The 13,528-nt window shown below is 72.6% G+C and carries 13 protein-coding genes; 5 read left to right on the top strand and 8 right to left on the bottom strand.

What is annotated here, in order from left to right:
* Positions 1–79: 79 nt before the first annotated feature.
* Entirely contained in the window at positions 80–910 is an 831-nt protein-coding gene (locus DVA86_RS15695; protein WP_208879060.1) for an LLM class F420-dependent oxidoreductase, read from the top strand.
* 52 nt (positions 911–962) lie between these two features.
* Here the strand turns inward: DVA86_RS15695 and DVA86_RS15700 are convergent, their stop codons facing one another.
* The 3 genes from DVA86_RS15700 to DVA86_RS15710 all read right to left on the bottom strand — a co-directional run bounded on the left by DVA86_RS15700 (position 963) and on the right by DVA86_RS15710 (position 4,044).
* Positions 963–2,150 (bottom strand): dipeptidase, encoded by a 1,188-nt coding sequence (locus DVA86_RS15700; RefSeq protein WP_245997644.1) that lies wholly within the window; start codon positions 2,148–2,150, stop codon positions 963–965.
* 92 nt (positions 2,151–2,242) lie between these two features.
* On the bottom strand, positions 2,243–2,749 hold the full coding sequence (gene purE / locus DVA86_RS15705; RefSeq protein ID WP_208884740.1) for a 5-(carboxyamino)imidazole ribonucleotide mutase: 507 nt from the start codon (positions 2,747–2,749) through the stop codon (positions 2,243–2,245).
* A 92-nt stretch (positions 2,750–2,841) separates the two neighbouring features.
* A complete protein-coding gene (locus DVA86_RS15710) occupies positions 2,842–4,044 on the bottom strand; it encodes a 5-(carboxyamino)imidazole ribonucleotide synthase (RefSeq protein WP_281279301.1) in 1,203 nt (400 codons plus the stop codon).
* 106 nt (positions 4,045–4,150) lie between these two features.
* Here DVA86_RS15710 and DVA86_RS15715 point away from each other — a divergent pair, with 106 nt between their 5' ends.
* A complete protein-coding gene (locus DVA86_RS15715; RefSeq protein ID WP_208879066.1) occupies positions 4,151–4,732 on the top strand; it encodes a GtrA family protein in 582 nt (193 codons plus the stop codon).
* Here the strand turns inward: DVA86_RS15715 and DVA86_RS15720 are convergent.
* Complete coding sequence (locus tag DVA86_RS15720) at positions 4,652–5,929, bottom strand: HAMP domain-containing histidine kinase (RefSeq protein ID WP_208879067.1); 1,278 nt, start codon at positions 5,927–5,929, stop codon at positions 4,652–4,654. The two genes, DVA86_RS15715 and DVA86_RS15720, sit on opposite strands and share 81 nt — an antisense overlap.
* A 12-nt stretch (positions 5,930–5,941) precedes the next feature.
* Positions 5,942–6,622, bottom strand: a complete 681-nt coding sequence (locus tag DVA86_RS15725) for a response regulator transcription factor (protein ID WP_208879068.1) — start codon at positions 6,620–6,622, stop codon at positions 5,942–5,944.
* A gap of 468 nt (positions 6,623–7,090) precedes the next feature.
* Here DVA86_RS15725 and DVA86_RS15730 point away from each other — a divergent pair, with 468 nt between their 5' ends.
* Together DVA86_RS15730 and DVA86_RS15735 are read left to right on the top strand one after the other, a co-directional pair.
* Positions 7,091–8,587: a peptide MFS transporter gene (locus DVA86_RS15730; RefSeq protein ID WP_208879069.1), complete on the top strand. Its 1,497-nt coding sequence runs from the start codon at positions 7,091–7,093 to the stop codon at positions 8,585–8,587.
* 197 nt (positions 8,588–8,784) lie between these two features.
* Complete coding sequence (locus DVA86_RS15735) at positions 8,785–9,801, top strand: alpha/beta hydrolase fold domain-containing protein (protein ID WP_208879070.1); 1,017 nt, start codon at positions 8,785–8,787, stop codon at positions 9,799–9,801.
* A gap of 49 nt (positions 9,802–9,850) precedes the next feature.
* Here DVA86_RS15735 and DVA86_RS15740 read toward each other — a convergent pair whose 3' ends face one another.
* A complete protein-coding gene (locus DVA86_RS15740) occupies positions 9,851–10,327 on the bottom strand; it encodes an ATP-binding protein (protein WP_208884741.1) in 477 nt (158 codons plus the stop codon).
* 294 nt (positions 10,328–10,621) lie between these two features.
* Positions 10,622–11,002, bottom strand: coding sequence for an STAS domain-containing protein (locus tag DVA86_RS15750; RefSeq protein ID WP_208879071.1), 381 nt, complete (start codon positions 11,000–11,002; stop codon positions 10,622–10,624).
* 246 nt (positions 11,003–11,248) lie between these two features.
* Here DVA86_RS15750 and DVA86_RS15755 point away from each other — a divergent pair, with 246 nt between their 5' ends.
* Complete coding sequence (locus tag DVA86_RS15755) at positions 11,249–12,196, top strand: RNA polymerase sigma factor SigF (protein WP_208884742.1); 948 nt, start codon at positions 11,249–11,251, stop codon at positions 12,194–12,196.
* Between the two features lie 127 nt (positions 12,197–12,323).
* Here DVA86_RS15755 and hutI read toward each other — a convergent pair whose 3' ends face one another.
* Positions 12,324–13,499, bottom strand: coding sequence for an imidazolonepropionase (gene hutI, locus DVA86_RS15760; RefSeq protein ID WP_208879072.1), 1,176 nt, complete (start codon positions 13,497–13,499; stop codon positions 12,324–12,326).
* Positions 13,500–13,528: the final 29 nt, after the last annotated feature.

Consider the following 13,528-nt stretch of genomic DNA (forward strand, 5'->3'; position numbering starts at 1 on the left):
GGGCGGCGGTGTAGGACGTAGACCGTCCAGCGGTTTCGGGCGTTCCGTTCAGTGAAACGCGTGATGGAGGAGCTGAGTCGTGAAGTTCGCGGTGAACACGTTTGTCACGGACGAGGGAATCCGTCCGGACCGGCTGGCGGTGGCCCTGGAGGAGCGCGGATTCGACGCGCTGCTGCTCGCCGAGCACTCGCACATCCCGGTGAAACGGGAGACGCCGTGGCCGGGCGGCGGGGAGCTGCCGCGCGTCTACTACCGCACGTACGACCCGTTCGTGGCGCTGGCCGCCGCGGCCGCCGTGACGTCCACGCTGCGGCTCGGCACCGCGGTGGCGCTGCTCGCCCAGCGCGACCTGTTCCAGGTCGCGAAGGAGGTGGCGAGCGTCGACCGGCTGTCCGGCGGCCGGGTCCTGTTCGGCGTCGGCGCGGGCTGGAACCGGGAGGAGATGCGGAACCACGGCACCGACCCGCGCACCAGGGGGGCGCTGCTCGACGAGAAGCTCGCCGCGGTCAAGGAGCTCTGGACGCGGGACGAGGCGGAGTTCCACGGCAGCCACGTCGACTTCGACCCGGTCTTCTCCTGGCCGAAGCCCGTACAGCGCCCGCATCCGCCGGTGTACGTGGGCGGCGAGAGCCCGGCGGCGCTGGCGCGGCTGTTGCGGTACGGCGACGGGTGGCTGCCGCGGGCGCGTACGGACCTCGCCGAGCTCCGCCGGCTGTCGGCCTGGCTGGCGGACCAGCGCGAGGGCGGGGTGCCGGCGACCCTGTGCAGCGTGCCCATGGATGCCGGGAAGCTCGCCGAGTACGTCGAACTGGGCGTGGAGCGGGTGTCGTTCACGCTGCCGACCGTCCCGGAGGCGGACACGCTGCGGCAGCTGGACCAACTGGCCGCGCTCGCCGACGAGTACCGCTGACGGCCGCGCAGGGCGCGGCCGCCCGGAGCCGCCCGGCCCCACGGCCCACCCGCTACGACGCCGCCGCGCCGTCCAGCTGTGCGAGCGTCGCCACCGACGGGCCGCGCCGCTCCCGCAGGCCGGCCGCGACCGACTCCGCGTCGCGCAGCGCCCGGACGGCGTTGTGCCAGGTCAGCTTGGCGAGGTCGGCCTCGGACCAGTGCCGGTCGAGGAGTTCGGCGATGAGGTTCGGGTAACCGGCGACATCGCCGAGGCCGTCCGGCGTGAACGCCGTGCCGTCGTAGTCGCCGCCGATGCCGATGTGGTCGACGCCCGCCACCTCCCGCATGTGGTCGAGGTGGTCGGCGACGGTGGCGGGGGTCGCGGCCGGGCGCGGGTGCGCGGCCTCGTACGCCCGCTGCACCTTCATGGCCTCCTCGGTGGTGTCCAGCGGATGCAGCCCGTGCGCGCGCATGTTCTCGTCGGCGCGCTCCGTCCACGCGATGGCCTCGGGCAGCACGAACTTCGGCACGAAGGTGACCATCGCCACGCCGCCGTTCTCCCGCAGCCGCTCCAGCACGTCGTCCGGGATGTTGCGCGGGTGGTCGCAGACGGCGCGCGCGGAGGAGTGCGAGAAGATCACCGGCGCCTCGGTCACCCGGAGCGCGTCCCGCATGGTCGACGGGGCGACGTGGGAGAGGTCGACGAGCATGCCGGCGCGGTTCATCTCCCGTACGACCTCCTCGCCGAACCGGCTCAGGCCGTCGTGCCGGGGCTCGTCGGTGGCCGAGTCGGCCCAGTCGATGGTGTCGTTGTGGGTCAGCGTCATGTAGCGCACGCCCAGCCGGTGGAGGGCGCGCAGCGTCGCGAGCGAGTTGCCGATGGAGTGCCCGCCCTCGGCGCCCATCAGCGAGGCGATACGGCCCTGGGCGCGCACGGCCTCCAACTCGTCGGCGGTGCACGCGAGTCCGAGGTCCGCGGGGTGGCGGTCGGCCAGCTGGCGGACGATGTCGACCTGCTCCAGCGTGGCGCTCACGGCGGCGTCCCCGGCCAGCGACGACGGCACGTACACCGACCAGAACTGCGCCCCCACGCCGCCCGCGCGCAGCCGCGGGATGTCGGTGTGCAGGTGCGCGGACTGGTCGGTGGCGATGTCGCGGCGGGTGAGGTCGTACGCGACCTGCTCGCGCAGCGCCGCCGGCAGGTCGTTGTGCCCGTCGAACACGGGGTGCTCGGCGAGCAGTTCGTGCGCGCGGGGCAGCGAAGCGGAAGCCGGAGCGGAACCGTCGGAGGCGGAACCGGAAGCCGGAGCGGAACCCTCGGCGGCGGGCCCCTCGGCAGAACCGGAGGCGGTCACTTCGCACCCCCGAAGCCGAAACCCGCGTCGGCGGCCGCGGCCTTGGCCCGTACGCGGCGCCCCTTCTCGGCGGCCTCCTCGTTCAGCTCGGCCTGGAACTGCCGCATCCGCTCCCGCAGTCCGGCGTCGTGCGCGGCGAGGACGCGGACGGCCAGCAGCCCGGCGTTCCGCGCGCCGCCGACCGACACGGTGGCGACCGGCACGCCCGCGGGCATCTGCACGATGGACAGCAGCGAGTCCATGCCGTCGAGGTGCTTCAGCGGTACCGGCACCCCGATGACGGGCAGCGGCGTGACCGCGGCGAGCATCCCGGGCAGATGGGCGGCGCCGCCCGCGCCCGCGATGAGGACCTGGAGGCCGCGGTCCGCCGCCTCGGTGCCGTAGCGGAGCATCTCGTGCGGCATGCGGTGCGCGGAGACGACGTCCGCCTCGTACGCCACCTCGAACTCGTCCAGCGCCTTCCCGGCGGCCTCCATCACGGGCCAGTCCGAGTCGGAGCCCATGACGATGCCGACGGCGGGCCCGGGGGAGGCAGCAGGACCGGGAGAGGCAGCAGGACCGGGGCCGGGAGAGGCAGCGGGACCAGAAGGTGCGGTCACTCTTGGATCGTCCCTCGCAGATAGCCGGCGGCATGGGCCGCGCGCTCGCGCACGTCGGCCAGGTCGTCGCCGTAGGTGTTGACGTGGCCGACCTTGCGGCCGGGCTTCACGTCCTTGCCGTACATGTGGATCTTGAGCTGCGGGTCGCGGGCCATGCAGTGCAGATAGGCGGTGTACATGTCGGGATAGTCGCCACCGAGCACGTTCGCCATCACCGTCCAGCGGGCGCGCGGGCGCGGGTCGCCGAGCGGGAGGTCGAGCACGGCGCGCACGTGGTTGGCGAACTGCGAGGTGACCGCGCCGTCCTGGGTCCAGTGCCCGGAGTTGTGCGGACGCATCGCCAGCTCGTTGACCAGGACACGGCCGTCGCCCGTCTCGAACAGCTCGACTGCGAGGTGGCCGACGACATCCAGCTCCTCGGCGATCCTCAGTGCCAGCTCCTGCGCCCGCACGGCCCGTTCGGCGGGGAGGCCAGGAGCGGGCGCGATGACGGTGTCGCAGACCCCGTCCACCTGGATCGACTCCACCACGGGATAGGCGACGGCCTGCCCGTGAGGTGAACGGACGACATTCGCGGCCAGTTCCCGTACGAACTCCACCTTCTCCTCGGCGAGTACGGGCACTCCGGCGCGGAACGGAACCGCCGCCTCCGCCTCGTCCCGTACGAGCCACACGCCCTTGCCGTCGTACCCGCCGCGCACCGTCTTGAGCACGACGGGGAACCCGGCGGACCCGGCGGACCCGCCGCCAACGGCGCCCTCGGCCGCGAACGCCGCCACGTCGGCCGGATCCCGCACGATCCGGTGCCGCGGGCACGGCACCCCGAGCGCGTCCAGCCGCTCCCTCATCACGCCCTTGTCCTGCGCGTGCACGAGCGCGTCCGGGCCCGGCCGTACGGGCACACCGTCCGCTTCGAGCGCGCGCAGATGACCGGTCGGGACGTGCTCGTGATCGAACGTGATCACGTCGCAACCGCGCGCGAAGCTACGCAGCGTTTCCAGATCGCGGTGATCACCGACCACGACATCGCCGACGACCTGCGCCGCCGAGTCCTGTGCGGTGTCCGAGAGAAGCTTGAAACGGACGCCGAGGGGGATGCCCGCCTCGTGCGTCATACGGGCGAGCTGGCCTCCGCCGACCATGCCGACTACCGGGAATGTCACGGTCCCAGGGTACGGGCCCGCGGGTACGGGCCGCACACTGCCGCTGCGGCGACGGTCCCCGGCTGGTTAGCATGTGCGGAGGGGACGACTGCACACGCGGAGCGTACGACGACGCCGAGGGAACGGGGACCAAGCGATCACTATGAGTGAATGGCGCGGCGTACGCTCACGCCTTGAACGACTCGTCCGCGAGCTCGCCAAGTTCGGCACCGTGGGGGCCTTCGGCTTCCTGGTCAACGTGGCGGTCTTCAACCTGTGCATCCACACCCTCGGGCTCGCCACCGTACGCTCCGGCGTGATCGCCACGGCGGTCGCGATCGGCACCAACTACGTGGGAAACCGCTACTGGACGTACCGGCACAGTGACAAGAGCCGCGTCCACCGCGAGGTTTCGCTCTTCCTCCTCTTCAGCGGCATAGGCATGGTCATCGAGAACGGCGTGCTCGCCCTCTCGCACTACGGCCTCGACTACACCTCGCCGCTCGCCGACAACATCGCCAAGAACGTCATCGGGCTCGGCATCGGCACCGTCTTCCGCTTCTGGTCGTACCGCACCTGGGTGTTCCGGGACAGCGACGCGGCACGCGAGCGCGAGGAGGCGGCGCTGGCCGAGGCTCGCGAACGGCGTGCGGCGGGCGCCGGTTCACGCTCCGGCGGCCGTGCCGGGGTCGCCGGCCTCCCGGCTCAGGAAGAGCGCGAAGACCGGCGGGTACTGCTGAAGTAGCTCCAGGCGGCCGCCGTCCGCCTCCGCGAGGTCGCGGGCGACGGCCAGGCCCAGGCCGGTGGAGTTGCGTCCGCTGACCGTCCGTTCGAAGACCCGCGAGCCCAGCTGGGGATCGACGCCGGGCCCCTCGTCGGTCACCTCGACGACCGCCTGGTTGCCGGTGACGCGGGTGCGGATGGCGACGGTGCCGCCGCCGTGCATCAGGGAGTTCTCGATCAGCGTCGCCAGCACCTGGGCGACCGCCCCCGGCGTGCCGACGGCGCGCAGCCCGGTCTTGCCGGACCGTACGATGGCCCGCCCCTCGCCGCGGTACGCGGGCTTCCACTCCTCCGTCTGCTGCTTCACGACGTCGTCCAGGTCGAAGGCGACGGCCGATCCGGAGCGCGGGTCACGCGAGTTGGTCAGCAGCCGCTGCACCACGTCCGTCAGCCGCTCGACCTGCGCCAGCGCGATCGTGGCCTCCTCCTTGACGGTGGCCTGCTCCTCCGGGTCCTGGGTGTCGGCGGTGGCGATGATCTCCTCGAGCCGCATCGACAGCGCGGTGAGCGGCGTACGCAGCTGGTGCGAGGCGTCCGCGGCCAGCCGCCGCTCGGCGGTGAGGATGCGGGCGATCCGCTCGGCGCTGGCGTCGAGCACGTCGGCGACGCGGTCGAGTTCGGGGACGCCGTAGCGCCGGTGCCGGGGGCGCGGGTCGCCGGAGCCGAGCCGTTCGGCGGTCTCGGCGAGGTCGGTGAGCGGCGCGGCGACGCGGTGCGCCTGCCGTACGGCGAGGATGGCGGCGGCGACGATCGCGAGCAGCGCCACCGCGAGGATGATCAGCAGCGTGCGCCCGACCTCGTCGCGTACGGCGGTCTCGGACTGCCGCACGGTGACGGTCTCGCCGTGCCCGCCGGTCTGCCGCACCTCGATCGCGCCGTCGCCGGGGCGCTTGCCGAAGGTGATGGCGGGCCGCCCGGGGACCTCGATGCGGACGTACCGGTCGTCGTCCACGGTGGTGCGCAGGCTCTCCTCGGTGACCCGCTCCCCCGCGACCAGGCGGCTCTCCACCACGGAGACGAGCCGTACGGCCTCGGACCGCACGCTCTCGCGCGCGCTGTCCTCGATCGTGCGGGACTCGACGAGCACCAGCGAGACGCCGAACACGGCGATCACCACGAGGACCACGGCGAGCGTGGACTGGATCAGTCGGCGGCGCATACGGGGCTGGACTCAGCTCTTTTCGAAGCGGAACCCGACACCGCGGACGGTGGCGATGTAGCGCGGGTTGGCGGCGTCGTCCCCGAGCTTCTTGCGCAGCCAGGAGATGTGCATGTCCAGGGTCTTGGTGGAGGACCACCAGGTGGTGTCCCAGACCTCGCGCATCAGCTGGTCGCGGGTGACGACGCGGCCCGCGTCGCGGACGAGCACCCGCAGCAGGTCGAACTCCTTGGCCGTCAGGTGCAGCTCCTCGTCGCCCATCCACGCGCGGTGCGACTCGGCGTCGATCCGTACGCCGTGGGTGGCGGGCGGCGGGACGTGCTCGGCGGTGGCGCCGCGGCGCAGCAGGGCGCGTACGCGCGCGAGGAGTTCGGCGAGCCGGAACGGCTTCGTGACGTAGTCGTCGGCGCCGGCGTCCAGGCCGACGACCGTGTCGACCTCGTCGGCGCGGGCGGTGAGCACCAGTACGGGGAAGGAGTGCCCGTCGTTGCGGAGCCTGCGGCAGACCTCCAGCCCGTCCATCCCGGGCAGGCCGAGGTCCAGCACGACCAGGTCGACGCCCTCGCGCAGCCCGGCGTCGAGCGCGGTGGGACCGTCCTCGCGGACCTCGACCTCGTATCCCTCGCGCCGCAGCGCGCGGGCCAGCGGCTCCGAGATCGACGCGTCATCCTCGGCGAGCAGTACACGGGTCATGGCCCGATGGTAGTCCTCGCAGCACAGCGCGTGGATCGTCCCCGGCCAGTGCGGGGAGCCCGCCGCCGCATCACCGTGGGTGTCCTTGGAATCACAGTGGAATGGACACGTCACCTTTGGATGCGCAGGAAGATACCCCGTTTCACCTGTGATCTCCCTCGCATTCGCTTCCGATTCCCCTGTGTTCCCCCGTACCCCTGACGTAAGGTGAACGGCGCCCGAAGCGGACGGACGACCGTCAAGGCCCTCCAGAGGCCGTCGCCGAAACATCGCCGCAGCCGCCGAGGGTCCCTTTCCGTGCGCGGACTCCCGTACGCAGCCGATGGCGCGTACGCGGTCGCCCGTGCGCGGATTCGCGTGCGCGGACTCTCCCCCAGACCGGCCTCGCACCACCGCACGAACCCCCCACCGGGCGCGCCCCGCCGCTTTCGTCCTGCGCGCGTCCCGAGCGAACGAGGAGCCACCACCATGGCGTCCAGTCTGGCGAAGGCAGCCGTCGGAGACCCCGCCGGCCGTACCTTCTTCGGCCACCCCCGCGGCCTCGCCACTCTCTTCATGACGGAGATGTGGGAACGCTTCAGCTTCTACGGCATGCGCGCGCTGCTCGTGCTCTATCTGACGGCCCAGGTCGCCGACGGCGGGATGGCGATGAAGGCCGCCACCGCCACCGCGCTGTACTCCGTCTACAACGCCACCGTCTATCTGCTGGCGCTGCCCGGCGGCTGGTTCGGCGACCGCGTGTGGGGCCACCGCAAGACGGTCGCCATCGGCGGCGCGGTGATCATGTGCGGGCACTTCCTGCTGGCCGTGCCGTTCGACGCGGCGTTCTTCGCCGGGCTGGTGCTCATCGCGGCGGGCTCTGGCCTGCTGAAGGCCAACATCTCCACGATGGTCGGCCAGCTCTACGACGGGCCGCAGGACGCACGCCGGGACGGCGGCTTCACGATCTTCTACATGGGCATCAACATCGGTGCCTTCCTCGCTCCGCTCACCATCGGCACCGTCGGCCAGCAGGTCGACTGGCACCTCGGCTTCGCCATGGCCGGCGCCGGCATGGGGCTGGGCCTGCTGCAGTTCCTGATGGGCACGAAGCACCTCAGCGCCGAGAGCGACCGCGTCCCCGCGCCGCTGTCCGCCGCCGAACGCTCCACCGCCGTCCGCAGGATCGCCGCCGGCGCGGCGGGCGCCGCCGTGTTCTACGCCGCGCTGGCCCTCGCCGGCACCTTCACGATCGACTGGGTGCTGTGGCCGCTGTCCATCGCGGGCATCGTGCTGCCGGGCCTCTACTTCGCGCGCATCCGCCGCGACAAGGACGTCACCCCGGACGAGCACAAGAAGATGCGCGGGTACGTGTGGTTCTTCATCGCCGCCGCCATCTTCTGGATGATCTTCGACCAGTCGGGTTCGACGATGACCGTCTTCGCCGCCGACAGCACCTCGTCGGAGCTGTTCGGCATGGAGTTCCCGGAGAGCTGGTTCCAGTCGCTGAACCCGCTGTACGTGATGGCCTTCGCGCCGGTGATCGCCGCGATCTGGGTGAAGCTGGCCAGCCGCAACCCGTCCACCACCGTCAAGTTCGCGATGGGCCTGATCGGCGTCGGCGTCTCGTTCGGCGTGATGATGCTCGCGATGGCCGCCGCCTCGGGCGGTGAGCGGGTCACGCCGCTCTGGCTGGCCTCGGTCTATCTGATCCAGACCCTCGCCGAGCTGTGCCTGTCCCCGGTCGGCCTGTCCGTCTCCACCAAGCTGGCGCCCACGAAGTACGCGGGCCAGGTCATGGGCCTGTGGTACCTCGCGGTCACGGCGGGCGACTGCGTGGCCGCCCTGACCCAGCTGGTGGTCGGCGACGAGGCCGTCGGCTCCACGACGTACTTCGGCAGCCAGGGCGCGCTGGCCCTGCTCGCGGGCCTGGCGTTCCTCGTCTACCGGCGGAAGGTCATCCGGCTCATGGGCGACGTGCACTGAACGCGGCCGCGCACCGTACGGGCGGGCTCCGTACGGTGCGCCACCGCACGGGGCGGGCACTGTACGGGCCGCCTCCGTACGGAGCCGCGCGGGGCAGCCGTACGGAGGCGCGCGCGTAGCCCGTACGGTGGCCGGCCGGGCGCTCGTACGGGAGCGCTCCGGATGCGCCGTACCCCCGGAGAGGTGACGATGTGCCCGTGCGCCGACTCTTGCGGATGATCGCGGTGTGCGCGGCGCTGGCGTTCTGTACGAGCCCCGGGCTGCTGCCCGCGCTCGGGCAGCACGCGCAGAGCCTCCGCGCGGAGCGCACGTACGCCTACGGCACGCACGCCCGGCAGCGCATGGCCGTCCACTGGCACCCGGAGCGCTCCGCCGACCAGCCGCGCCGCCCCGGCGTCGTCGTCCTGCACGGCGGCTACTGGCGCATGGACCGGGCACCGGGCTGGCGCGAGTGGTGCCGGTCCCTGTCCGACAGCGGCCTCGTCGTCTTCGACGTCGAGTACCGCCGCAACCTCGACGCCCGCTGGCCCGCCCAGCGCGACGACGTACTCGGCGCGCTCGCGTGGATACGCGCGCACGGCGACCGTTTCGGCGTCGACCCGGACCGGCTGGTGCTGCTCGGCTCGTCGGCGGGCGGCCACCTCGCGACCAGCGTCGGCGCGTACGGCGCGGGCGCGCGCCGGGTCGCCGGAGTGGCCGCGCTGTCGCCCGTCGCGGACCCGCTCCGCGCCTGGCGGGCGGGCGCCCCCGGCCCGGCGGCAGACGGCCGTACGGACGGCGGTGCGGGTACGGACGGCGGCACGGGCACGGACGGCGGCACGGCCGCCGCCCACGCGGCGCACATACGGGCGGGACGGCAGTACGGCGTACGGGAGAACGCGACGCTCCTCGCGGGCTGCTCCCCCGCGCTGCTGCCGGGCGCCGGGGCGCGCGCAGCCGCGTGCGCGGGTGTGTGGCGCGACATGGCGGCGGCCTCGCACGCGTCGGGCGCCGACGACGCGCCGCTGTTCCTCGTCCACTCGGCGCACGACTTCGTACCGGCCGCGCACTCGCGCGGGCTGGCGCACGCCGAGCGGGCGCGGGGGATGCCGCGCGCCTCGGTCGCGGTGCTGACGGTGCCGGGCGGCGCGCACGGCGGCGGCCTGCTCCGCGAACCGGGGGTGACGCCCGCGCTGCGGGACTGGATAGAGACCAGGACGGGCAGCGCGGACTGAGGCGCGGGTGCGGCGCGGGCTGAGGCGCGGGAGCAGCGTGGCCCGGCGGTCAGCTCGGTGCCGCGAGCTCCGCCCAGACCGTTTTGCCGGTGCCCTCGGGGCTGCGTACGACGCCCCAGTCCAGGCACAGCCGCTGCACTATGAACATCCCGTGCCCGCCCGGACGCCCGGCCCGGTGCGGGGTGCGCGGCGCGGGCGAGCCGCTGCCCAGGTCGACGACCTCGAGGCGGAGCAGCTTGGGGCTGCTCCCTATGCGCAGTTCCTCGGGGCCGCTGGCGTGCAGGCAGGCGTTGGTCACGAGTTCGGAGACGACCAGCAGCACGTCCTCGGCCGCCGCCTGCTGGTCGGCGGTGGCCGCCGGCAGCCAGCCCCAGTCCTGCAGCGCCTGCCGCGTGAAGTCGCGGGCGCGCGCGACGGCGCCTGCGGCGCCGACCAGGCGCAGCCTGCGCACCTGGCGCAGCGGCCGGCCCGACGTTCCGGAGGGTGGCTGACCGGGGGCGGAGGCGGCGGACTCGGTGTCTCCCACGGCACCGGCGGCCGTACGGCCCGTGGCGCCGCCCGCACCCACCGCGCCCACGCCCGTACCCGGGCCGTGGCTGGTGCCCGCACCCGTCCCGGCGTGCCCGGCCTCCGGCGCGGCAGCGGTCGTCGCGGCGCCCTCGGGCTCCGGGCCGCAGTCGCCCGCCGGGTACGGCCGGGTGGTGCTCATCAGTGGTTCACCTCACCGAATACCTGACAGATTCAGAGGTCTCCTGCCCTACCGGACCGCGAGAACACCCACGGATTCCCTCGGACTGGTGTGATGCGTATAACGCAGGGATTACGCCTCGGCTACATTCGCGAGCGCGCTGTCCAGATCAGGGTGGACCGTGAAGACCGCCTCCGCACCCGTAATCTCGAATACGCGTGCGACCACCGGCAGCATTCCGGCCAGATGTACGCCGCCGCCCTCGGCCTCCGCCTTGAGGCGGGCCCCGAGCAGCACGTTCAGACCCGTGGAATCGCAGAACTCGAGCCGCGAGCAGTCGACGACGAGGCGGTTGTATCCGTCCTCGACGCCCTGTTCCAGCGGTTCCCGCAGCAGATCGGCGGTATGGTGATCGAGCTCACCCTCGGGTGTCACCACGACGCTGGCGCCCTGGTGTCGTACCTCGACCGTCAGCCGACCCCGGCTGGCGCTGCCGGGCATCCCGCGGTCCATGCACACCCCTTGTGATTGCGAAAAGAGTCACCTCTACTGCCCCCGTCAGGCGATTCGAACCCTACGCCTTCGCCGCCGGGACCGGTACCCCAACAACCCGCACATTAGTGCAAATTTGGACAATCGGGACTTGCCATGCCTGTGCGGAAGCGGGTAGGCCTAGTAGGGACACCGAAACGCGTCGGCTTTGGAGGCGCCGCACTCCGTAGTGCACGTCACGGCTCCGGCAGCCATATGCCGAGAATGATGGAGGACACCATGTCACCCCGGCTCGACCACGGGATATCGGACTCTGCCGACCCGGCCGTTCCGGCCCTCACCACGGAACCGGACGCGAGCCCGGACACGACAGCGACCACGTCGGAGGCTGTCGTCGAGGAACTCCTCGACCAGCTCGACCTCCCCGAGCTCCCCCCGTACGACGAGGTGGGACCGGTGGACGCGCGGGCACTGTCCAAGACCCTCTTCGAGCGGCTCGAGAACCTGGAAGAGGGCACGCACGAGTACGCGTACGTGCGGAACACGCTGGTCGAACTCAACCTCGCACTGGTCAAGTTCGCCGCCTCGCGCTTCCGCTCCCGCAGCGAGCCGATGGAGGACATCGTCCAGGTCGGCACCATCGGGCTGATCAAGGCCATCGACCGGTTCGAGACGGGCCGCGGGGTCGAGTTCCCGACGTTCGCGATGCCGACCATCGTCGGCGAGATCAAGCGCTTCTTCCGGGACACGTCCTGGTCGGTACGGGTGCCCCGGCGCCTGCAGGAGCTCCGCCTCGACCTGGCCAAGGCGGGCGACGAGCTGGCCCAGCGGCTGGACCGCGCACCGACCGTCGAGGAACTGGCCGAGCGGCTCGGCCTGTCCACCGACGAGGTCGTCGAGGGCATGGCCGCCAGCAACGCGTACACGGCGAGCTCGCTCGACGCCCAGCCCGAGGAGGACGACACCGAGGGCGCGCTGGCGGACCGTATCGGCTACGAGGACCACGGCCTGGAGGGCATCGAGTACGTCGAGTCCCTCAAGCCGCTGATCGCCGAACTCCCGCCGCGCGACCGCCGGATACTGTCCCTCCGCTTCGTCGCCAACATGACGCAGTCGGAGATCGGCGAGGAGCTCGGCATCTCGCAGATGCACGTCTCCCGGCTGCTGTCGCGGACCCTCGGCAAGCTCCGCAAGGGTCTGATGGTCGAGGAGTGACCGCACGGTCGCGTTCGCGCCGGGCGGCCGAGCCCCCGTACACCGTCGTCCCCGTCCCGCTCGCCGGGACGGGGACGTTCGCGTGTACGGGACGTGTGCGGGACGTATGCGGGACGTATGCGGCCGTTCAGACCGTGCGCACGCCGCGCCGCCACACGTCGGTCACCAGCGGAACGCCGGGCCGGTAGGCGAGATGCACGTGCGACGGGGCGTCCAGGACGGCGAAGTCCGCGTACGCACCCGGGCCGAGCCGCCCCACGTCCGTACGCCGCAGCGCCCGCGCACCGCCCGCCGTCGCCGCCCACACCGCCTCGTCCGGCGTCATGCCCATCTCGCGCACGGCGATCGCCACGCAGAACGGCACCGACGAAGTGAACGACGACCCCGGATTGCAGTCCGTCGACAGCGCCACCGTCGCGCCCGCGTCGAGCAGCCGCCGGGCGTCCGGATACTCGGCCCGCGTCGAGAACTCGCAGCCCGGCAGCAGCGTCGCCACCGTGTCGCCCTGCCCCAGCGCGTCGACGTCCTCGCCGGTGAGATGCGTGCAGTGGTCGGCCGAGGCGGCGCCCAGCTCCACCGCGAGCTGCACCCCGGGGCCGTACGAGAGCTGGTTCGCGTGCACGCGCGGCTCCAGCCCGCGGGCCCGGCCCGCGGTCAGCACGGCACGCGCCTGGTCGCCGTCGAACGCGCCCTTCTCGCAGAACACGTCGACCCAGCGCGCGTACGGCGCGCACGCGTCCAGCATCGGGCCCGTGACCTCCGCGACGTACGCGTCCGGGTCGTCGGCGTACTCCGGCGCGACGATGTGCGCGCCGAGGTACGTCACCTCGTCGGTGAGCGCGGCCGCGATCCGTACGGCACGGGCCTCCTGCGGCACCGTCAGCCCGTACCCCGACTTCGTCTCCAGCGTGGTCGTGCCCTGCCGCAGCGCCTCCCGGATGTGCCGGGCGAGCGTGGCGCTCAGCGCCTCGTCGGACGCGTCGCGGGTGGCGGCGACCGTCGTACGGATGCCGCCCGCGCTGTACGGGCGCCCGGACATGCGGGCGTTGAACTCCTGCGTGCGGTCGCCCGCGTAGACCAGGTGCGAGTGCGAATCCACGAAGCCGGGGACGACGGCGCGGCCCTCGACGTCGTGCGCCGCGTCGGCGGCGGGCGCGTCGGCCTCGCGGCCCGCCCAGACGACGCGGTCGCCCTCGACGACGAGGGCGGCGTCCTCGACGGCCCCGAGGGGGTCGTGCGGCTGCCCGAGGGCGGCCTCGTTGGTGACGAGGCTGCGAATCCCGTGAATGATGGTCGAGGTCATCGTCTACTCCTCGTTGTGGGCAATCGTTC

This window comes from Streptomyces armeniacus, from assembly GCF_003355155.1.
Classification (GTDB): domain Bacteria; phylum Actinomycetota; class Actinomycetes; order Streptomycetales; family Streptomycetaceae; genus Streptomyces; species Streptomyces armeniacus.